Here is a 22,458-nt window from a genome sequence, read left to right on the forward strand (position 1 = left end):
GAAACATTTATCATATTCAAACAAATGCTTGTTTAACCTGTTTAGAGAGAGATAAAGAAGAATGCTATGATGCAAGATAATTTTTTTCCACTTTTCCCTCATCAACATCTTTTAGCTATTAAAGATCTAAGTGTACAAGATCTTAATACATTGCTTGATCGTGCAGAAGCAAATGTTATCCTTTCTAACAAAATTGATAAAATAAAATCTACTTTGCATGGACGGACTCAAATTAATCTCTTTTTTGAAGCCTCTACGCGAACACAATCTTCTTTTGAATTAGCGGGTAAAAGGCTAGGTGCACACGTGATGAGTCTTGCGATCGGCAACTCATCTGTAAAAAAAGGAGAAACATTACTTGATACAGCTATAACTCTCAATGCGATGAAGCCAGATATACTGGTTTTTCGCCATAACAGTGCAGGAGCGGCAGCTTTATTAGCACAAAAAGTTGATTGTTGTGTTATTAATGCAGGTGATGGTGCTCATGAACATCCAACCCAAGCTTTATTAGATGCTCTAACCATTAAAAGGACAAAAGGTCGTATTGAAGGATTAACTGTTGCGATTTGCGGAGATATCTTACACTCACGTGTTGCCCGTTCCAATATCCTGTGTCTCAATGCTTTGGGTGCTCGTGTTCGTGCTGTTGCTCCTTCAACACTCTTACCCGCAGAAATCGCTCATATGAGTGTTGAGGTTTTTAACACGATGAAAGAAGGTCTTAAAAATGCTGACGTTATCATGATGTTGCGCTTACAGCATGAACGGATGACAGGATCTTTTATTCCTTCTACGCGTGAATATTTCCATTATTTTGGCTTACATAAAGAAAATTTAGCCTATGCCAAAAATGATTCTATTATTCTGCACCCTGGACCAATAAACCGTGGTGTGGAGATTGCATCCGATATAGCAGATGGACCACAAAGTATGATTCATACACAAGTAGAAATGGGAATTGCAGTGCGTATGGCTGTCATGGAGGCTCTATTAGATTCACGCGCAAAGATCAGTGGAGAAAAAAAATGATAAAACCAGTTGTTTTTCAAAATGCTCGTATTATTGATCCTTCGCGCGCAATCGATGAAATTGGTACAGTTATTATTGAAAATGGACGAATTATAGCCGCTGGAAAAGAAGCTCTGAATCAAGGATTTCCTGAAGAAGCAGAAGTTATTAACGCACAAAACAAAGCAATTCTCCCTGGACTTGTTGATGCGCGCGTTTTTGTTGGAGAATTAGGGAATGAACATTGTGAAACAATTGCATCAGCAAGTCAAGCGGCCGCAGCAGGTGGTATTACTTCCTTTTTGATGATGCCAGACACGCACCCAGTCATTGATAATATTGCTCTGATTAAATTTATTACGCATACAGCACAGGAAATGTCATCGGTCAATATTTATCCTGTTGCTGCCATCACACAAGGTTTCAACGGACAAGAAATAACTGAATTTGGTTTGCTCAAGGATGCAGGGGCTGTTGCTTTTAGTGAAGGAAAAAAAACACTTCAAAATTCATCTGTTATGCGACGGGCAATGAGTTATGCACGCGATTTTGATGTTCCATTGATGCATGAAACGCAAGATAAAGATCTTACAGGGCAAGGTGTGATGAATGAAGGACTGCTTGCCAGTTGGCTTGGTCTTTCTGGCATCCCACGCGAAGCAGAAGTTATCCCACTTGAAAGAGATCTGCGATTAGCAGTATTAACGCAAACACGCTATCATGCTGCTCAAATATCGACAGCACTCTCTGCTGATGCACTTCGTTTAGGTAAAAAACGCAGTGAGAAAATTTCAGCGGGTGTATCTATTAATCATTTATCTTTCAATGAAAATGACATTGGTGAATATCGCACCTCTTTTCGCTTAATGCCCCCATTGCGTACAGAAGAAGACCGTATAGCAATGATTGAAGCAATAAAGGATGGGACTATAGATGTTGTTGTCTCTTCTCATGATCCTCAGAGTATCGACAAAAAACATTTACCATTTAATGACGCGGCAGTTGGCGCTATTGGTATGGAGACCTTATTGAGCGCAGCTTTACGCCTCTATCATGATGAGAGCTTATCTCTTCTACGGATAACGGAACTTTTGTCAACGGCGCCTGCAAAGCTCTTTGGACTCAATGCAGGAACACTCAAAAAAGGTACTCATGCAGACCTTATTGTGGTTGATCTTGAAGAACCATGGGTTGTTTCAAAAGAGAAGCTCTATTCACATTCAAAAAATACCCCTTTTGAGAATGCACGTTTTCAAGGACGCGTGCTCCAGACTTTTGTGAAAGGGAAAAACGTTTTTAAACTTGATCAACAAACTTAATGAGATTCTTAATGAATGAAGCAGAAATATTTTTTCAGTTCACTCCATGGTTTATTTTCCTCATATCTTATCTCATTGGCTCGATTCCATTTGGGCTTCTTTTTACGAAATTGTTCAAAATTGATGATATAAGAACAATCGGTTCCGGCAATATTGGAGCAACAAATGTTTTACGAACAGGAAATAAAAAGCTTGCTGCTCTAACACTTCTTTGTGATATGTTAAAAGGAACTATCGTTGTTTTCGTTACAAAATTTTTTAGTGATCCGCTAGACAATAGTATTCTTATTTCTCTAGCAGGCTTTTTTGTTTTCTTAGGACATCTTTTCCCCGTATGGCTTAAATTTAAAGGCGGCAAAGGTGTTGCTACCTATCTAGGGGTGTGCTTAGGAATCTATTGGCCTGCAGCAATTATTTTTATTATTGTATGGAGTGCGATTTTTCTTCTCATGCGTTATTCTTCATTATCTGCGCTTATTGCTGTTACGATCACACCGGTATTTGTTTTTTATTTTTCCGCTTCTTATTTCTGTTGTATGCTGATTATGATGAGCATATTTGTTTTCATAAAACATTATGCAAATATCGGTAGATTATTAATTGGGGAAGAAAATAAGATTGGTACGAAAAACGGAGATAAATAAAGGAATCCTGCTTACTGATCGTCAACGTCTAAGCTGGTTACGGTTATTGCGCAGTGAAAATATTGGAGCTGTTAGTTTTCGCAATCTCATTGATCATTATAAAACAGCAGAAAATGCTCTGGCAGCGCTGTCAGAGCTTAGTAGAAAAGGTGGTGGTTCTGTATCTATTAAAATAGCAAGCTTAGAAGATGCAGAAAAAGAAATGCAAGAAGCTGAAAGATTAGATGTCCGGTTTATCGGTATAGGAGAACCAGATTATCCAGCTTTTCTTAAGGTTACAGAAGCCCCTCCGCCGCTTATTGCTATCAAAGGTAATGTTGCAATTTTTCAAAAAACTTCTATTGGAATTATAGGTTCTCGAAATGCTTCAGCTGCGGGAAAAAAGCTTACGGCTCAATTTGCGCGTTTTCTCGGAGAAGCAGACTTTGTAACAATTTCTGGGCTTGCTCGTGGAATTGATAGTGTTGCGCATCAAGCAAGTTTAAAAACAGGAACTGTTGCAGTCATGGCTGGAGGAATTGATCATATCTATCCTCCTGAAAATAAAAAGTTGCATGAAGATATTATTGCCAACGGTGGAGCCATCATCAGCGAAATGCCCATTTCTTGGCAGCCGCGTGCTATCGATTTTCCAAGAAGAAACCGTATTATTGCAGCTTTGTCACTTGGTCTCTTGGTTGTAGAGGCAGCTCTGCGCTCAGGGTCCTTAATTACCGCACGTCAAGCAGCTGAAATGGGACGGTTAATTTTTGCCATTCCCGGTTCTCCACTTGATCCAAGATCTGTTGGTACCAACAATCTTATCAAAGACGGAGCTCTACTCACCACACATCCTTCTGACATCATAGAAACACTTACGCCATTAATTTCACCGCTTCCAAATTCCCAACTCAATTTTTTTGAGGAACCATCCTCTTTACAACTTGAAAAGGAGAATTTTAATTTAGCAGATAAAAAAAACAACAGCCTCTCTTTAGCAGATGATGATGCAGCACGCGCAGCAGTTCTCTCCGCTCTTTCAACAACGCCAATCGATTTAGACACACTCAGTATCCACTCAGGTGTTTCACTCCCAGCTCTCTACCTCTTGTTGGTAGAACTCGACCTTGCTGGAAAGCTTATTCGACACTCTGGTGGTTGTGTGTCATTGTCGAATCTTGATCTTCCCCAAGAGCCTCAGCACTATTAATAATGCTTTGCCCTTCTTTGGCAACCATATCCAAAAGCAATGCTAAAAGCGGACTGTGCGCCTGACGCGCCATCTGATTCATTTGCTTTGACATGTCTGTAATATATTGGATAACTTTTAAATGATTTATAAACATAATCCTCTATCCTTGAGCATTTCCCCTCCTACCTCTCAATAGACGTTATCTTAGTATTTCGCCGTATGTTTTTGTAATAACAGTGGAAAATAAATCGTGTAATTCTATATAGGGTGTACTCTAATAATGACAATCATAAGTTGTACAATATTCATGTTTTTTATATGGCTAATATTTTTTTATGTGCTCTTAAGCAATTGGCATTAGCTATTCGCGTGAAAGGCGTTTATAAAAAAATTTTTATTTCAATATTTGGATAAAATTATGAATATCGTTATCGTTGAATCTCCAGCAAAAGCAAAAACAATTAATAAATATCTTGGGTCTCAATACAAAGTTGTCGCATCATTTGGACATGTTCGTGATTTGCCTGCAAAAGATGGTTCTGTTTTACCGGATCAAGATTTTTCTATGAAATGGGATATAGATTCTGCTGCCGCTAAACGTTTAAATGAAATAGCAAAAGCCGTTAAAGAAGCCGATAGCCTTATATTAGCAACAGACCCTGATCGTGAAGGGGAAGCTATTTCATGGCATATTCTGGATGTTCTCCGTCAAAAAAAAGTTTTAAAAGATAAACCTATTAAAAGAGTTGTCTTCAATGCCATCACCAAAAAGTCTGTGCTTGATGCTATGAACAATCCACGTGATATTGATACATCGCTTGTAGATGCTTATCTTGCGCGTCGTGCTCTTGATTATCTCGTTGGTTTTACACTTTCACCTGTTTTATGGCGTAAACTTCCTGGTGCGCGTTCAGCAGGACGCGTTCAATCGGTTGCTTTGCGTATTATTTGTGATCGTGAATCAGAAATAGAACATTTTATCAAAGAAGATTACTGGTCCATTACAACACAGTTAAAAACCATCCGAAATGATGGTTTCCAAGCAAGATTGACAATGTTTAATCAAAGAAAAATAGGCAAGCTTGATATTCAATCTCAAGAACAAGCAGACCAAATTCGCTTTATGTTGGAGCAAGCCCAATACCATACACTCAGTGTTGAAGCAAAACCTACAAAGAGAAATCCTTTTCCTCCATTTACAACCTCCACACTACAACAAGCAGCTTCTTCAAAATTAGGATTTTCAGCTTCTCGCACTATGCAAATTGCCCAAAAGCTTTATGAAGGCATTGAAATTAACGGTGAAACGGCAGGGCTTATTACTTATATGCGTACCGATGGTGTGCAAATAGCACCTGAGGCTATTGATTCAGCAAGAAAAGTTATTCATGAAACTTTCGGAAAAGACTATATTCCTGAAAAGCCACGTTTTTATTCAACAAAGGCAAAAAATGCACAGGAAGCACACGAAGCGATCCGTCCAACAGATTTTCAACGCAATCCTAGTCAAGTCCGTAATTTTCTCGATAGCGATCAAGCAAAGCTCTATGAGCTAATATGGAAGCGTGCTATTGCCAGCCAAATGCGCTCTGCTGAAATTGAACGTACAACTGTTGAAATTGAAGCACTACAAGGAGAAAACCATGCAAATCTACGAGCAACAGGATCTGTTATTCGCTTTGATGGCTTTATTTCCGTCTACACGGATCAACGAGACGAAGAAAATAATGAAGAAAATGAATCAACACGTTTACCACAAATAAACACTGGTGAAGCACTGACAAAAGAAAAAGTTGAATCTATACAACATACCACAGAGCCCCCTTCTCGTTATTCTGAAGCTTCATTAATTAAAAAGCTTGAGGAGTTAGGAATTGGTCGTCCTTCAACTTATGCATCCACATTGGCGACATTGTGTGACCGTGGATATATTGTCATTGATAAACGAAAGCTTATTCCCGATGCTAAGGGACGTATTGTTACAGCCTTTCTTGAAAATTTTTTTAATCGCTATGTAGAATATGGTTTCACAGCAGATCTTGAAGAAAAGCTGGATCTTATCTCTGATGGCAAACTTTCTTGGAAAGACGTATTGCGAGATTTTTGGGATGGATTTAATGCATCTATTATCAATATCCAAGAACTCCGTATAACTAATGTTCTTGATGCTTTAAATGTAACATTAGCACCTCTCGCTTTTCCTGAACGCGAAGATGGAAGTGATGTACGTTCCTGTCCTCTTTGTAAAAATGGTCAATTATCATTAAAACTTGGGCGTTATGGTGCTTTTGTTGGCTGTTCCAATTATCCCGAATGTAAATACACACGCCAACTTGGTACAGATACTGGAGAAGAGAATGAAGCTATACGCAATGATGAACCTGTTATACTTGGTATTGATCCTGAAACAGGAAAAGAGATTTCTCTTCGTAATGGCCGCTTTGGTCCCTATATTCAACTTGGTGAAAGCAAAGAAGTTAAGCGTGCAGGACTACCAAAAGAATGGCAGGCAGAAAATGTAACCCTTGATAAAGCCTTGGCTTTACTATCCCTTCCCCGTGAAATTGGCATTCATCCTGAAACCGGAAAAACAATCACGGCTACGATTGGACGATATGGTCCCTATCTTAGCCATAACGGAAAATCTGCGCGCCTTCTTCATGCAGATGAAGTTTTTGATATTGGTATCAATCGCGCTGTTACAGTATTAGCAGAACAACAAGAAAACAAAACCAGGCAAAGCAGAACAACACCTGAAGCATTGGCAACATTAGGAGAGCATCCCGAAGGAGGAACCATTACCGTGCGCAACGGGCGTTATGGTCCTTATGTCAATTGGGGTAAAATTAATGCAACATTGCCAAAAGATAAAGATCCCATTAGTGTAACACTTCCAGAGGCACTAGAACTTATATCGGCTAAAGCATCGAGTAAAAAAACAACTTCAAAAAGAGCTTCTTCTAAAACAAAAGCAAAAATAAAAGAGATATAAATTTTGGCTAAAGGTGAAAAAAACATAAAATATCTCTCTTCATTCAAGGGGAAAACTTTTCCCAATAAGGAAGCAATCCTTTCCTTTATAATTAAGAATCCTAACCACTCAAGTAAACGAGAAATCGCCAAAGCTTTTAACTTAAAAGGTGATTCTCGTATTTTGCTTAGAGATATGTTACGTGAGTTGAAGGATCAAAATCTTATATCTAAACACCGCAAAAGAGCAATAAACAAAGGAAAATTACCTCCTGTTACTTTAGTAAAAATTAGCGGACGTGATAAAGATGGAAGTTTTATTGCACAACCTCTTGAATGGGAAGATTCTCCAAAGCCCAATATTGAAATACACTCTTTTCATCACATAAAAGGAAGTAATATTGGTGTTGGAGATCATATTCTTGTAAAAGTTTTTCGAAATAAAAATTCTGAAAGCTCAAGCCATCCTTATACGGGACGAATTATTCGTAAAATTGATGTATCTCCCAAAAGCGCATTTGCTATTGTACGAAAATTGGAAAATAATCAATTGCGCCTTGATCCTATAGACCGCAAAACCAATGAACTTATTGTTGAAATGTCTCCAGAAATGAAGATTGAAACGGGTGATCTCGTTGAAGTCGAAATAAAAAAAAATACTGGTTACGGATTAAAGAGCGCAAAAATAAAGAATGTTTTAGGGCACATTAAGAGTGAGAAAACACTCTCAATGATAGCGCTTCTTTCGAAAGGAATTCCTTATATTTTTCCTGAAAGTGTTCTTGAGCAAGCCAAACATATCAAAGCTGCCAATATGGATAATCGTGAAGATTGGCGACAATTACCCTTTATTACAATTGATCCACCAGATGCAAAAGACCATGATGATGCAGTTTATGCAACCAAGGATAAGGATCCAGCAAACAATGATGGTTGGATTATTATTGTAGCCATCGCAGATGTTTCTTACTATATCAAAACAGGAAGTGCTTTAGATAAAGAAGCATTGAAACGCGGAAATTCTGTTTATTTTCCCGATACTGTTGTGCCAATGCTGCCTGAACGCCTTTCTCATGATTTATGTTCTCTACGTGAAGGAAAAGAACGGCCAGCTTTAGCAGTTCGTATGATTTTTGATGCAAACGGTAATAAACGAAAACATAGTTTTCATCGTATTATGATGCGGGTAAGAGCCAAACTTTCTTATCAAGAAGTACAATTGGCAATTGAAGGTAATATAAATGAAAAAATAGCCCCTCTTTTTGAGAGCATTTTGCACCCCTTATGGGAAGCCTATGCATGCCTTAAAGCTGCGCGAAATCTTCGACAACCACTAGAATTAGAAATTGCAGAAAAAAAGATTATTCTTGATCAAAATGGATGCATAAAAGATGTTGTGAGTGAAACACAATTAGAAGCACATCGTTTGATTGAAGAGTTTATGATACAAGCAAATATTGCAGCTTCTGAAACCTTAAAAGAACATCATCAGCCCCTCATCTACCGTATTCATGAGAAACCTTCTCTTGCCAAGCAAGAAATACTTCGGAGCTTTCTTCAAAGTTTGGGGATACCACTTTCCCGCGGAAGCGAACTTACCTCAGCGCGCCTTAATAGAATTTTAGAAAAGGTCGCTCATACTCAACAACAAGAACTAGTCAATCAAGTTATTTTGCGTTCACAATCACAAGCAGAGTACAACCCTAAAAATAGTGGCCATTTTGGTTTGAACTTGCAGAACTATACACATTTTACATCACCAATCCGTCGTTATGCTGATCTCATTATTCATCGAGCACTCATTAAAGCTCTCAAATTAGGAAATGATCAATTAACAGAGACACAAGAACAAAATCTTGCAGAAATTGCTACGCAAATTTCTTTATATGAGCGCCGTGCGATGGTAGCTGAAAGAGAAACGATTGATCGGCTTGTTGCTCACTATTTAACGAATAAAATCGGTCGTATTTTTACAGGTCGCATTTCCGGAGTTACAAAAGCAGGTCTTTTTATCTCACTTGATAAACTCAATACAGATGGTTTTGTCCATATTTCTACACTTAAAAATGATTATTATCATTTTGATGAAGCACAACATGTTCTTGTAGGACAGCGTAGCCATAAAGGCTATCAACTCAGTGATGTTGTAGAAGTAAAACTTATAACGGTACAACCTTTTGCTGGCGCTTTATGCTTTGAGCTCTTAACAAAACCTCGTCCAATAAAATTTTCACCGACATCCTACCATAAAAACAAATTAAAAAAACAAAAATATACTTTTTATGGGAAAAGAAAAAATTAATTAAAAATAAAAAGTAAAAAACATTTTTATAATTTTCGTTGTATTATTTTTTATTTTAAAGTCTAAAAATCTTTATTAAAAATAATTAAACCTCTTGTTTCTCTCTTTAAAAGCATATAAATAATAATGACTTAAAGCTAAGAAAAGACCTATAATATGTAGTATTTATATTATTTTTATGTTTTATTTAGTATATAAAGGTATGTGATTTATTTTATAAATATAGTAATTTTATAAAAATCTTGCAGGTTTTTTATACTTAATAGGTGAGAAAATCTGCAAAAGAGAGCTTGAGCTTTTTTCATTTCAGCACACCTTTTTATTATTCGAATAAACAAAAGTATCTTAAGTCATTCTTATGAAAAAAAAAGCTTTTGACTCTCAAAATAATTCTTTGCGTGCCATTATTGCAGCTATTGCAACCATTGGTACCGTTGGAACAGCATTGGGAATGGGAACACAACTTGTCTCTTTTCTTATGGCAGAAAAAGGACTTTCCAACAGTACAATCGGCTATAGTGGAACTGTTGGTGGAATCGCCACAATTATTGCAGCTATTTTTACGTCTCGAATCGCCTTATGCTTAGGAATTTCTCAAACAATATTGCTTATGATGGCTATAGGATCTTTAAGTTTTTTAGGATTCTATTTTTTCGACCCCTTATGGGTTTGGTTCATTTTAAGGTTTATATTACATTTCACTATGACAGTTATGTTTATCCTGTCAGAGTTTTGGATCAACAGTTGTGCTCCCCCTAAAAAACGTAGCTTGGTTCTTTCCATTTATGCTATTGTTTTAGGATTAGGGTTTGCGGTAGGTCCAACGTTGCTAGCAAAAGTGGGAACACAAGGCTTTATTCCTTTTGCTGTTGGCTATAGCCTTATTATACTTGCTGTTATCCCAATTCTTGCGGCTTGGAAATTAAGTCCAGAATTTCAAAAAAGCCAATATACGCCATTTTTTCGTTATCTTTTTTATGTTCCAAGTGCCATGATGGCAGTGTTTGTTTACGGTGCTATTCAAATGGGCGCATTAACTCTTATAACACCCTTTACTTTATCCATTGGCTATAATGAGCATGAAGCAGCACACTTTATGGCAACGCTTGCACTTGGGAATGTTTTGCTCTTAATTCCTATCAGCATTATAAGCGACTATGCCAAAGATCGACGTTATCCACTAATAAGTTGTGCTATCCTAGGTCTTGTGGGAACTTTTATGGTACCATGGATCACTCAATATCCATGGGTTCTAATGCTTGATCTGTTCCTTCTTGGTGGTGTATCAGCTAGCCTTTATACAATTGCTCTGGCACATCTAGGAGCACGTCTTAAGGGCCAAGAACTTGCTGCTGCTAATTCTGCCTTTATTTTTTGCTATGGAATTGGTATGCTCATCGGGCCAACCTTTATTGGAAAATCCATGGATATTTTTAATCCTTTTGGTTTTTCAATAGCTATGGCTGTTTTTTTCGGTTTATATGTCATTTTGGTATTTATCCAACTGATGAGAAAATTAATCAGCTCTTGACTTTTTTGAGAACATCCGTAGTGTTGCCGGAAAATCTGATGATGTCGGAAATAAGTTTTGAAAGCAATAATATTTTTTCAGTATAAATAGGGTATTTACATTATGGCTAAAGCAGCAACCATTAAGATCAAGCTTTTATCAACTGCAGATACTGGTTTTTTCTATGTAACAAAGAAAAACAGCCGCACAATGACAGATAAAATGAGCAAGCGTAAATATGATCCAGTTGTAAAAAAGCACGTTGAATTTAAAGAAACAAAAATTAAATAAATAAAATTATTATTGAATTGATAGATTTTATACTCCAAAAGAAATGTGGGAGTATTGCTCTTCAAAGTTATTTTTTGAGGGGTGTTTTTTTATTTCCTTAAGTTTAAAAAGTTTACTTTAAACTTTGTACGTTTTGTACGGATTTGGATTAAGTTGATTTATTATTTAAGTTGCTTACATATATTCTGCATGAGTATTTGATTATTGTGATATCTAACGAAAATTTTGTCATTAAAACGAGACATTGTTTCGTCATATGAATAAAGCTTCTCGGATGAATTATAAACAATACTAAAATAGAGTTATAGTAATGTTAGCAGTTTCTTTATTTCATGAAAAAATCTTTTTCTCATTTTAATCTAAGAATCTTTAATCTAAAAGTTATCGGTTTCAGTATTTTTGTCGCTGCCAGCATTCTTATCATTATGTCAACTTACTTTAAGAAAACTCAGCAGTTGCCTCAAAAAGAAAAATTTTCTTCTCAAAACTCTGTTAAAGGAAATGCTTTAATCATTGATGGCGATACCATTATGATTTCTTCAATTAAGATTCGACTAGCTGGAATTGATGCTCCTGAACTCCACCAATTTTGTGGAAAAAAGGAAGCACGCTACCCTTGTGGGCTTGAGGCAAAGAAATATTTAGAACAATTATTAAAAAATCAAACTGTTATATGTCACTGGCAAAAAACAGATAAATATCGCCGTATTCTTGCAACATGTAAAACAAAACAAGTTAGCAATATCAACGCAACACTTGTACAGAATGGTTGGGCTGTAAATTATTATGAATACCCCAAAGAAGAGCAAGAAGCGAGAAGGAAAAAGAAAGGAATATGGGCATCAAGTTTTCAACGACCAAAAGAATGGCGCAAAGCAAATCCTCGCACAGAATAAGAAAAATATTTTTTAATTTTATTTACTAATGAAACAATGTAGCCCAATTATCAAACTTGAAAAAGAGATCTATTCCTGTCGTGTTTGCGTCCAACAACCCCATTATTTTCCTCCTCTTCCTCATGAACCAAACCCTGTCGTTTATTTATCCGATACTGCTTCGATTGCAATTGCAGGCCAAGCACCAGGATTGCGTGTTCATGAAACTTCTATCCCTTTTAATGATCGTTCGGGCGAAAGATTGCGTAATTGGCTGGGTGTTACAAAAGAAGAATTTTATAATAAATCTCTCTTCGCTATTGTTCCTATGGGATTTTGTTTTCCAGGTTATGACAAAAATAAAGCTGATTTACCACCAAGATGTGAATGTCGAGAAATATGGCATGAAAAGATATTTCAGGCAATGCCTCAAATAAAGCTTGTTCTTGCCATTGGTCGTTATGCGCAAAAGTGGCACATTACAGAATTAAAACATAAAACCGTTTCTGCAACTGTTGGTGATTGGAGAAATATTCTTTCCATTCCTCAACCTCGAGGCTATAATGTTATGCCTTTGCCTCATCCGTCATGGCGAAATACTTCTTGGTTACAGAAAAATCCATGGTTTAACGATGAGCTTATTGTATATCTGCGTCGTTTAGTGCGTAAATTTTTATAAATTAAGATATTGAGAAGAAATATGGATCGTCTTGACCGAAAAATTTTACATCTTTTGCAAGAAAATGCGACACTTTCTGTTGCTGATATTGCTAAAAAAGTGGGACTTTCGACCACTCCTTGCTGGCGTAGGATTCAAAAACTTGAAGAAGATGGCGTCATTCAACGTCGTGTTGCTGTTCTTTCTCCAGAAAAAGTAAACGCACACGTCACTGTTTTTGTGTCTATTCGCACAAATACACATAGTCATGAATGGTTTAAGCGTTTTTCACAAATTGTGCAGGAGTTCCGTGAAGTTATTGAATTTTACCGAATGAGTGGAGATATTGACTATTTATTGCGTGTTGTTGTTCCCAATATTGAAGCTTATGATCTTTTTTATAAAAAATTAATTTCTAAAATTGATATCCGTGATGTCTCATCTTCTTTCGCAATGGAACAGATTAAATATACAACGGAGCTTCCGCTGAATTATATTAAATTACATGAAAAGGTAAATGAACATAACTCTTAAGCGTTTTTTATATCCGTCTCATCATCTTTTAAGTGTTCAAACTTTCTTGTTCCAAAACCGCCATTTGTGCATGAGTTAAAACAGCAGCTTTGACAATTCCAGCTGCTATAGCTGCTCCTGTTCCTTCACCAAGACGCATTCCAAAATCTAGAAGTGGTTCTTTGCCAATTTTTTGTAAAAGTTTACGATGGACTTTTTCAGAAGAAACATGTCCAACGAGAGTATGATCAAGAGCTTTTGGATGCATTTTATAAAGGACCGCTGCCGCTGCTGTTGCCACAAAACCATCTAAAATAACGGGTATCTTTTCCATTCTTGCCGCCAAAATAGCACCAACCATAGCAGCAATTTCACGTCCTCCTAAGCGACGCATTATCTCAAAAGGATCATTTAAATGCTCCTTATGCAAGGAAACTGCTGCCTTAACCGCTGCTATTTTACGCTGATAAAAATCACCCTCCGATTCCATATCATGTCCTGTCCACTCTTCAACGTCTCCACCAAACAATGCTAAACATAAAGCTGAAGCTATTGTTGTGTTTCCAATTCCCATTTCACCAATACATAAAAGATCTGTTCCACCAGCAATGGATTCCATTCCAAATGCCATTGTAGCAGCTGCACTTCTCTCGTCCATTGCAGCATCCTTGGTAATATTCATTGTTGGATATTCCAATGCTAAATCAAAAATTTTTAATCCCAGATCATAAGCGATACAAATTTGGTTGATAGCAGCACCGCCAGATGCAAAATTTTGTACCATTTTTTGTGTCATAGATTGTGGAAATGGTGTAATATTCTCCTCTACAATACCATGGTTTCCAGAAAAAATAGCAACCAAAGGTCGCGTTACTATAGGTTTTTCTGTACCTCTCCACCCCGCGTACCAAACAGCAATATCTCCTAGTTTTCCCAATGTTCCTTGCTCTTTTGTTAAGTTTTTTTGCCGTTTTTTTGCCAAAATTATAGAAAACTCATCAGCAACAGGTAAATTTGTAAGCAAAGCACGAAAATCATCAAATGGACTAGCGATCATAATGATACCTTTTAAAATCTACAATGTTTATGAAAATCACGTCATATATACAGGATATGAATAATTTATTGTTTTTTTAACAGTGCTTTAAAAATGTTAAATACTATGAAAGCAATAATTTCTACATTCTATTTTTTACCCCAATAACAAACGTGCAAGATTCAAAATGTTATTAATATCTTATGACTACCTTTACAGTGATACCCTTAAACTATTTTTTATTTAATAGGCATAATCAGCATGCCGTTTAATATATAAATTCTAACATTCTTATTCATAATAAAAGTTATAAACTTTCAAAAACTTATAAAATTAAAGGGATCAAAATTATCGCAAAGAAATCAAAACGCAAAGGATCTCAACTTCAATATATGTTAATTGTCTGACTGTTATTAAATGAGAGCATAAAAAGCTTCTTTTAAAGTACATATATCTGCGTTTGGTTTTATCGCATCATTTGATAGTATTTGCCGCCATCGACGTGCCCCACCCCGCCCATGAAATAAACCAATCATGTGACGCGTCACATGAGAAAGCCGTCCCCCCGATGCAATATGTCGAGCTGCATAATCACACATAACCTCAATAAGATCACTCTCACTTAGACTATTCTGCGACTCACCATAGAGTTCAAAATCAATATATTTTAACAAAGTTGGATCATGATAAACTTGGCGACCAACCATCACAGCATCACAGAAAGTTAAGTGTTCTTTGATCTCATCAATCGATTTAATTCCACCATTTATCCCAATGAATTTATGAGGATATTTACGTTTTAATTTATAAACCCTTTCATAATTAAGGGGCGGAATATTGCGATTTTCTTTCGGACTCAATCCTTGTAGCCATGCCTTGCGAGCATGGATCCAGAGCGCATCACATCCAGCATTCCAAACCTGATTAGCCAAAAGATCTAATGCTAATTCTTCATCTTGTTCATCCACTCCAATCCGACATTTGACAGTTACAGGTATCGTAACCACTCGTTTCATCGCTTCCACAGCATTTGCCACAATGTCTGGATGTAGCATCAAACAAGCTCCAAAGACACCTGCTTGAACACGATTTGATGGACAACCAACATTGAGATTTATTTCGTTATAGCCAAAATCCTCAGCAATTCGTGCAGCTTCTGCTAACTTTTTCGGATCTGCCCCCCCTAATTGTAATGCAACTGGACGTTCTTTGTCGCTAAAAGCCAACAATTGTTCACGAACACCATGAATGACAGCATCTGCTACCATCATTTCCGTATAAAGGAGAGCTTTTTTCGTTAAAAGACGATAAAAAAACCTGCAATGTCGGTCTGTCCAGTCCAACATTGGTGCTACTGCAAATTTTATAGGCGATGGAAGGTTGTAAAATATCATGAGGGTATTACTCTCATGTCCCTATAGCTCTCTCTTTATACATAGAAAAATACTTACTTTTAGTTTACGGAAAATTTTATTCTCTTATACTATCATGAGTATAATAACAGCTCATTATTTTCAATTGATATCAAGGTTTACTACAATCAATCATGCCAAAACACAATATCGCATTTCTCATAGATTAGTGTTCAGGTATATAAACATGAAAAAAGAAGATTTTTACTATAATATAAAAAACTCATTTATAAGTTCTTCTTACGCTCTTCAAGTCTCTCCCCTTACATGATTTAGTACAGCGTTTAAGATAATAAATGCTAAACTAACACATTATACAATTTTTCATGATCGATTTAATTTTCTTTAGATTTTTTAACTCATTGTGCAAATAAACGCTAAAGAAAGTAGCTTTATCTTCTCCTAAAGAAGAAAAAACCTTATTTCATACGAATCTAATTATAAATCATTTTTTATCAATGAGTTCTTTTTGGTAATATTCTTAGATTTCACTTTATAAAATAGACAAATTTCATCTTAAATATTCTATCTAATTTTGCCATTTTGTGATTCTTGCAAAAAAAACTAAAATCAGGGTATAGACAGCCATTGCCTTTTTAATATCTATAACTGATATCAGTATCTCTTGAAGGAAAATATTTACAATATTGCAGATAAAATCTGTAAAATGAAATGATCATAAACGTTGTTCAATCTCTTGTTGGCTTTGCATATAGGAAGAAAGAGTATCAACCTCTTGTTCATTAAATAGGAGCCCCAGTTTTGAACGACGCCATAACACATCTTCACATACTTTAGCCCATTCTTTTTCCATCAACCATTTTACTTCTACTTCATAAAGCCCATGTCCAAAATTTTTTCCTTTATTTGCCTTACCATGTGCAAAGATCAGCAATGCTTCTGTACCGTAGGAGCGTGCAAGCCTGCGATGTGTAAAAACATCTAAATCTGGCATTAAAAGAGCAATCCTATTTTCGATTGTATCTAATTTGTTATAGGGGAAATCTCCCCCTGGAAGTACTGCCTTAGCCGTCCATGATGCTCCCTTTTTACCAAGTGCTTTTTCAACAAATTTCATCGCATCTTCAGCTAACTTACGATAAGTTGTAATCTTTCCACCATAAAGATTAAGTATCTTTGGTGTCGTTCCTGTTCCCATTTCTTTTAAAACATAATCGCGCGTAATTTCTTGTGCTTTTGAAGCTCCATCATCATAGAGTGGACGAACTCCAGAGTAAGACCAGACAATCGTTTCAGGTAATACTGGTTGTATGAAATATTCACTGGCTGCTGCACAAATATAATCAATTTCTTTATCAGTAATATGAACGTCAGCCGGATCTCCTTGATAATTACAATCTGTTGTTCCAAGCAAGGTAAACTCTTCTTGATATGGAATAGCAAATATAATACGCCCATCACCATTTTGAAAAATATAAGCACGATCATGAGTATAAAGTTTGGGAACCAAAATATGAGAACCTCTAACAAGCCGTATTGGCGTATGTTCTTTACAGTCTAATACGCTTTCCAAAACATGATCAATCCAAGGTCCTGTCATATTCGCAACATAAGAAGCAGTGACATTATATTCTTTACCGCTTAACTTGTCTTGAAGAAAGATACGCCATTTTTTGTCTTCTCTTTTTAAAGATAGAACTTTTGTCCGTACTTTTATATCAGCTCCCCACTTTTCTGCATCACGAGCATTGGCAATGACTAAACGCGCATCATCTACTCTTGCATCAGAATATTCAAAACCTCTCTGATATTCTTTTTTCAGTGTAGAGCAAAACTTTTTTGAAAAATTAATCGTTTTACTGCGCCACAATTTCTGATTCCAGTTCCCTAAATAATCATAAATAAAAAGTCCAAAACGCAATATCCAAGCAGGACGCAATTCTTTATGATAAGGAAGAAGAAAACGTAAAGGACGTACAATATGTGGAGCTATACGTAAAATGATCTCGCGTTCTTTGAGTGCTTCACGAACAAGTTTGAACTCATAATGTTCAAGATAACGAAGACCACCGTGAATAAGTTTTGTTGATGCACTTGAAGTCCCTGATGCAAGATCTTTCATTTCAGCTAATCCTACTTTAAAACCGCGTCCAGCTGCATCTCTTGCCAATCCACACCCGTTTATCCCTCCCCCAATGATAAACAGTTCATAATGTGTTGTGGTTTTCATAATTTCACTTTTCATTATTTAATTTTGTTTCTCAGTCCTCAATAAAGCAACAGGAAAAAATAATACAAGTGTTCTTCATTGTATTATCAACGTACTTATTTCCTAAAATAAACACGCACAAAAAGCTTTTTATACCCTTATACATCAAAACAACATTTGACAAATTAAAGAGAGGATTTTTTATCCTGTAGGCAATATAATCTTTGCAAATGTACATCATATGAAAGCTTTTTAGAGAAAAATTAATGTTTTTTACCATTTGAGAATACATACTATAGCTAAATGCTTTATTGCACATAGAGAACGCTTTTCATATAGTTTACTCAATGACACAATAGAAAATGTAAAGGTATACAGATGACTCATCAACCTGAAAACTCGAAAATAACACTTGTTTCAAAAATTTTAGTCCCAGTTATGTTGAGTATTTTAACCTTTTTACCTTCTTTATCAAACGCAACATCACAGCAGACAGTAACCAATCATTTAAGCTTAGAAAAACTTAAAGCACAACTTTTAGAAGATTCTAGCTTTTTATCTAAGCTTAAAGAAAAAATGACACCGCATACTGATTCTCAGCATATTCAACAAATTGTTAGAGAGTATCTTCTTACTCATCCAGAAGTTTTGATTGAAATGCAGCTTATCCTTCAAGATAAGCTGGAAAAACAAAATGAAGACGAAAGTCAAAGCTCAATTATTCATTTATTAGAAAAGGAAATTTTTCACTCTCCTCATGACGCTGTTTTGGGGAATCCAAATGGTAAAAAAGTACTTGTTGATTTTTTTGATTACAATTGCAGATTTTGTAAAAGTGCCTATTCAGATATAGAAGACTTGATAAAAGAATATCCAGATCTACGGGTTATTATCAAGGATTTACCGATTTTGGGATCTGATTCTATGGCGGCTCATACCGTTGCTTACGCATTTCGAAAACAATTTCCAGAAAAATATCCTCAGTTTCATAAAAAGCTTTTAATGCATCAAGGGCGCGCAAATGAAGCTAAAGCTATAAAAATAGCTGTTTCATTAGGAGCAGATGAAAAAAAACTCCGTAATGCAATAAAAGACCCTAATCTGCAAAAAGCTTTTAAAGAAAATATTCACATTGCCTCTACACTTCATATTACGGGAACACCTTCTTATATCATTGGTAATAAAATATTCATCGGCGCAGCCAGACAAGACATTCTAAAACAAGCGATAGATAATACACAGTAAATACCCTATTCTATACCTGATTAGTTTTAGGAAGAATACTGTAAATGAGGTAATTTTATGCTTTCTCTTTTTTGACAACAGGCTTATAAATGCAATTTTGCGTAAAGCAGATACGAGTTTAAAATTGCAAAATATAATGAATTTAAAGGAAATAAATATCTTTAAAGCTTCAAAAGATATCATCCCTAATCTAGAGATATTCTGTCATAAAACGAAATAATGACGATCTTCATTGATCAAGGAGTTAGAAATAAAATGGCAACAAAAAAAATGGATTTGGCAAAATATACCGCAATTGATACGAACATTATTCGTGATCTTGCTGAAATTTTGAATGATACAAATTTAACGAACATTGAAGTTGAACAAGGGGAGCTTCGTATTTGTGTCTCACGCCAAAATACCTCAACTTCTTCCGAGCAAGCGATCTATGCTCCTGTTTCTACTCCTACTTTTTCTGTAACATCTTCTCCAGTTCCAACAGCTGAATCTCCTATACACTCTATCCAAGAAGATAAATCAAAAAACACAATAACCTCTCCAATGGTTGGAACAGCCTATCTTGCACCTTCACCAGGCGCACAACCTTTTGTAGAAGTAGGACAAAATGTTTCTGAAGGGGAGACATTACTTATTATTGAAGCCATGAAAACAATGAATCAAATTTCATCACCGCGCTCCGGTACGGTAACCACTGTTCTTGTCAAAGATGGTCAACCTGTTGAATTTGGTGAACCACTTATTATTGTTGAATAAAGCGAGGGGCAACCATGATTCGAAAAATCCTCATTGCTAATCGAGGAGAAATTGCTCTTCGCGTTTTACGTGCATGTAAAGAACTTGGCATAAAAACCGTGGCTGTTCACTCTACCGCTGATGCAGATGCAATGCATGTTCGTCTTGCTGACGAAAGTGTTTGTATTGGCCCTCCTCCTGCTCGCGATTCTTATTTGAGTATTCAGCAAATTATTGCTGCTTGTGAAATTACAGGAGCGGATGCTGTTCATCCAGGTTATGGCTTTCTTTCTGAAAATGCAAAATTTGCAGATGTTCTAGAAGCCCATGATATTACATTCATCGGTCCAACAGCTACTCATATCCGAATCATGGGCGATAAAATCGAAGCAAAGAAAACCGCCAAAAAACTTGGTATTCCTGTAGTTCCAGGTTCAGATGGAGCAGTCACTGAAGAATCAGATGCTTTACGCACTGCTCGTGAAATTGGTTATCCGGTTATTATAAAAGCTTCTGCCGGTGGTGGCGGACGTGGTATGAAAGTCGTTCATTCTGAACAAGAATTTTCTATAGCTCTCAAGACAACGCGTTCAGAAGCGAAAGCTGCTTTTGGTGATGACGCTGTTTACATAGAAAAATATTTAGAAAAACCCCGTCATATTGAAATTCAAGTCATAGGTGATGGTGCGGGAAATGCTATTCATTTAGGAGAACGCGATTGTTCACTTCAACGACGACATCAAAAAGTATGGGAAGAAGCTACGTCACCTGCACTTAATGAAACTGAACGGAAAAAAATTGGAAGTATTGTTGCAAATGCTTGTGCCCAACTTGGATATCGTGGAGCGGGTACTATTGAATTTCTTTATGAAAATGGCGAATTTTATTTTATTGAAATGAATACACGTTTACAAGTCGAGCATCCTGTAACTGAAGCAATTACAGGTATAGATTTAGTCCACGAACAAATCCATATTGCATCAGGCTGTAAACTTTCAGTGACACAAGATGAAGTCTGTTTTTCTGGTCATGCCATTGAATGCCGTATTAATGCAGAAGATCCCATTAATTTTACGCCATCACCTGGAACCATTACACATTTTCATACACCTGGAGGTTTAGGGATTCGTGTTGATTCAGGCGCTTATTCAGGTTATCGTATTCCTCCTTACTATGATAGCATGATTGGAAAGCTGATTGTTCATGGACGTACCCGTTTAGAATGTATGATGCGTTTACGGCGTGCTTTAGATGAATTTGTCGTCGATGGGATAAAAACTACACTACCTCTTTTTCGCGATCTTATTAATAATCAAGATGTTGCTGATGGTAATTATAATATTCACTGGCTAGAAAATTACCTTGCTCATCAATCAAAGTCTTCAGATTCGTAATTCGATAGCAAAACGGTCCATTCTTATAAAAGATTCTATAAGATATCAACATAAGGATAGTTCCAACCTTGCTGTAAAAAGTGGAAAAAAGGAAATAAATTGGTTATTTTTTATATAGTTTTCTTTTAATATGCATAAAATTTAATAATTTTCTGTTTTCCTTTTTGTTAGTTTGTGCTAACTCCTACATGGTTACGCCCTTATAGCTCAGTTGGTAGAGCACCTGATTTGTAATCAGGGGGTCGGGAGTTCGAGTCTCTCTGGGGGCACCATGCTCTTTTTTATCCAAAATAATTTATTGATTTTCCATATATTTTTTACAGTGAGGGACGCGTAAATAAAAGTTAGGGAATAGGATTTTTAACATTTCTCTATAAAGCACGCTTCGCACAATGTTTCTTTGAAGTCTGCTAACGCTTCTTGATGTAAGCCATCTAAAAGTCTCATAAACGCAACAACAGTTTCACGTTGCAACGGAGTAGAAGGCTTTATGATGATACTTTTTCGACAAGAATAGGCTTCTTTTTTTAAGAGAGAAGCCTTCTCTTTATCTAAACCATAAAGCTCTATGATCTTTTCCTCCAGTCCTACAGGAACAGATTTTTTGCCAATCTCGACAGAAGATAAAAATGCTACAGATATGTCTAATTTCTTAGCCATATCTAAGAGGCGTTCGGAGTGATCAATGCGAAGTTTCCGTAAAATTTTACCAAAAGATGTAACCATATAAAAAGTCCTATTAGAGAAGAAATATTTTCTTCTGATTCTAACAAATCTTTTTATGATTTTCTTCAGTTATTACGAATCAAGAGTTCTTTTCGGGGTGGTTTTTTAGCAAAACCAGAGGTCCAAAGGGTCGCTATTCTAAGATGTTCTAACTTTTTGTTATCCATCTTTTAAGATGTAAGAAGCTATTCTCTATGGCGTCCACGCAACGGGAAAAATCTATTACAAACATAAAGAGAATGAAGGCAATCCACTTCATGATGCGTGACATCATCTTTAAGCCTTGATAGGTCTCTATCATCTCATGAAGAAGCTGTTGTTCTGTTTCTGTAAGATCTTTATCTTTGCTGCTTCGTTTCTTGACCATCTTTCCAACCACATAAATGGGCTCCCTGCTTGTTATGCTTCAAAATATCTCTTGCAAGGTTGGAACTGATGACCTCAACATCCTGATTATCCAAATAAATGGGCAACCA

At 36.3% G+C, this 22,458-nt stretch carries 20 protein-coding genes and 1 tRNA gene; 15 read left to right on the top strand and 6 right to left on the bottom strand.

Translation table 11 applies throughout. From position 1 onward, the window contains the following. Positions 1–66: 66 nt before the first annotated feature. From ACFIMU_RS05230 to dprA, 4 genes are read left to right on the top strand one after another with little or no spacing between them, the layout of a single operon-like run. Complete coding sequence (locus ACFIMU_RS05230) at positions 67–1,032, top strand: aspartate carbamoyltransferase catalytic subunit (RefSeq protein WP_375608348.1); 966 nt, start codon at positions 67–69, stop codon at positions 1,030–1,032. After that, entirely contained in the window at positions 1,029–2,330 is a 1,302-nt protein-coding gene (locus ACFIMU_RS05235; protein ID WP_375606902.1) for a dihydroorotase, read from the top strand. The genes ACFIMU_RS05230 and ACFIMU_RS05235 overlap by 4 nt, the downstream gene beginning before the upstream one ends. Before the next feature lie 11 nt (positions 2,331–2,341). Further along, on the top strand, positions 2,342–2,974 hold the full coding sequence (gene plsY, locus ACFIMU_RS05240; protein ID WP_375614115.1) for a glycerol-3-phosphate 1-O-acyltransferase PlsY: 633 nt from the start codon (positions 2,342–2,344) through the stop codon (positions 2,972–2,974). Next, complete coding sequence (gene dprA / locus ACFIMU_RS05245) at positions 2,931–4,163, top strand: DNA-processing protein DprA (RefSeq protein WP_375608347.1); 1,233 nt, start codon at positions 2,931–2,933, stop codon at positions 4,161–4,163. Before plsY ends, dprA begins: the two co-directional genes overlap by 44 nt. Here the strand turns inward: dprA and ACFIMU_RS05250 are convergent. Then, positions 4,093–4,299: a hypothetical protein gene (locus ACFIMU_RS05250; protein WP_005773510.1), complete on the bottom strand. Its 207-nt coding sequence runs from the start codon at positions 4,297–4,299 to the stop codon at positions 4,093–4,095. The genes dprA and ACFIMU_RS05250 overlap by 71 nt on opposite strands. Before the next feature lie 264 nt (positions 4,300–4,563). Between ACFIMU_RS05250 and topA the strand changes: the two genes are divergently transcribed. The 7 genes from topA (at position 4,564) to ACFIMU_RS05285 (ending at position 13,285) form a co-directional block, all read left to right on the top strand. Further along, positions 4,564–7,137: a type I DNA topoisomerase gene (gene topA / locus ACFIMU_RS05255; protein ID WP_375695736.1), complete on the top strand. Its 2,574-nt coding sequence runs from the start codon at positions 4,564–4,566 to the stop codon at positions 7,135–7,137. Positions 7,138–7,140: 3 nt separating this feature from the next. Next, positions 7,141–9,417, top strand: coding sequence for a ribonuclease R (rnr, locus tag ACFIMU_RS05260; RefSeq protein ID WP_375695735.1), 2,277 nt, complete (start codon positions 7,141–7,143; stop codon positions 9,415–9,417). A 358-nt stretch (positions 9,418–9,775) separates the two neighbouring features. Next, entirely contained in the window at positions 9,776–10,948 is a 1,173-nt protein-coding gene (locus ACFIMU_RS05265) for an MFS transporter (protein ID WP_375606907.1), read from the top strand. A gap of 102 nt (positions 10,949–11,050) precedes the next feature. Beyond that, the gene (gene rpmG, locus ACFIMU_RS05270; RefSeq protein ID WP_004864083.1) at positions 11,051–11,218 is read left to right on the top strand and encodes a 50S ribosomal protein L33; all 168 of its coding nucleotides are present in this window, start codon (positions 11,051–11,053) and stop codon (positions 11,216–11,218) included. Positions 11,219–11,550: 332 nt separating this feature from the next. Next, positions 11,551–12,114, top strand: coding sequence for a thermonuclease family protein (locus ACFIMU_RS05275; RefSeq protein ID WP_375606908.1), 564 nt, complete (start codon positions 11,551–11,553; stop codon positions 12,112–12,114). Positions 12,115–12,142: 28 nt separating this feature from the next. Continuing rightward, on the top strand, positions 12,143–12,772 hold the full coding sequence (locus tag ACFIMU_RS05280; protein WP_375610386.1) for a uracil-DNA glycosylase family protein: 630 nt from the start codon (positions 12,143–12,145) through the stop codon (positions 12,770–12,772). Positions 12,773–12,793: 21 nt separating this feature from the next. Beyond that, positions 12,794–13,285: an Lrp/AsnC family transcriptional regulator gene (locus ACFIMU_RS05285; protein WP_375606910.1), complete on the top strand. Its 492-nt coding sequence runs from the start codon at positions 12,794–12,796 to the stop codon at positions 13,283–13,285. A gap of 28 nt (positions 13,286–13,313) precedes the next feature. Here the strand turns inward: ACFIMU_RS05285 and cobT are convergent, their stop codons facing one another. From cobT to glpD, 3 genes are all read right to left on the bottom strand, one after another. Continuing rightward, entirely contained in the window at positions 13,314–14,321 is a 1,008-nt protein-coding gene (gene cobT / locus ACFIMU_RS05290) for a nicotinate-nucleotide--dimethylbenzimidazole phosphoribosyltransferase (RefSeq protein WP_375696874.1), read from the bottom strand. A gap of 392 nt (positions 14,322–14,713) precedes the next feature. Continuing rightward, positions 14,714–15,694: a tRNA dihydrouridine(20/20a) synthase DusA gene (gene dusA, locus ACFIMU_RS05295; protein ID WP_375696875.1), complete on the bottom strand. Its 981-nt coding sequence runs from the start codon at positions 15,692–15,694 to the stop codon at positions 14,714–14,716. A gap of 694 nt (positions 15,695–16,388) precedes the next feature. Continuing rightward, the gene (gene glpD / locus ACFIMU_RS05300; protein ID WP_375606913.1) at positions 16,389–17,918 is read right to left on the bottom strand and encodes a glycerol-3-phosphate dehydrogenase; all 1,530 of its coding nucleotides are present in this window, start codon (positions 17,916–17,918) and stop codon (positions 16,389–16,391) included. Between the two features lie 342 nt (positions 17,919–18,260). Between glpD and ACFIMU_RS05305 the strand changes: the two genes are divergently transcribed. The 4 genes from ACFIMU_RS05305 to ACFIMU_RS05320 all read left to right on the top strand — a co-directional run bounded on the left by ACFIMU_RS05305 (position 18,261) and on the right by ACFIMU_RS05320 (position 21,528). Continuing rightward, on the top strand, positions 18,261–19,127 hold the full coding sequence (locus ACFIMU_RS05305) for a DsbA family protein (protein ID WP_375606914.1): 867 nt from the start codon (positions 18,261–18,263) through the stop codon (positions 19,125–19,127). Positions 19,128–19,382: 255 nt separating this feature from the next. After that, entirely contained in the window at positions 19,383–19,883 is a 501-nt protein-coding gene (gene accB / locus ACFIMU_RS05310; RefSeq protein WP_375606915.1) for an acetyl-CoA carboxylase biotin carboxyl carrier protein, read from the top strand. A 14-nt stretch (positions 19,884–19,897) separates the two neighbouring features. Further along, positions 19,898–21,256, top strand: coding sequence for an acetyl-CoA carboxylase biotin carboxylase subunit (accC, locus tag ACFIMU_RS05315; protein WP_375606916.1), 1,359 nt, complete (start codon positions 19,898–19,900; stop codon positions 21,254–21,256). A 196-nt stretch (positions 21,257–21,452) separates the two neighbouring features. Then, positions 21,453–21,528, top strand: a tRNA-Thr gene (locus ACFIMU_RS05320). Positions 21,529–21,616: 88 nt separating this feature from the next. On the opposite strand, the gene ACFIMU_RS05325 is transcribed toward ACFIMU_RS05320, so the two are convergent. After that, positions 21,617–21,982, bottom strand: coding sequence for a helix-turn-helix domain-containing protein (locus tag ACFIMU_RS05325; protein ID WP_375696876.1), 366 nt, complete (start codon positions 21,980–21,982; stop codon positions 21,617–21,619). A gap of 148 nt (positions 21,983–22,130) precedes the next feature. Beyond that, entirely contained in the window at positions 22,131–22,361 is a 231-nt protein-coding gene (locus ACFIMU_RS05330) for a hypothetical protein (protein ID WP_375696877.1), read from the bottom strand. Positions 22,362–22,458 lie beyond the last annotated feature (97 nt).

This window comes from Bartonella sp. AC70YNML (assembly GCF_042196545.1).
Classification (GTDB): Bacteria; Pseudomonadota; Alphaproteobacteria; order Rhizobiales; family Rhizobiaceae; genus Bartonella.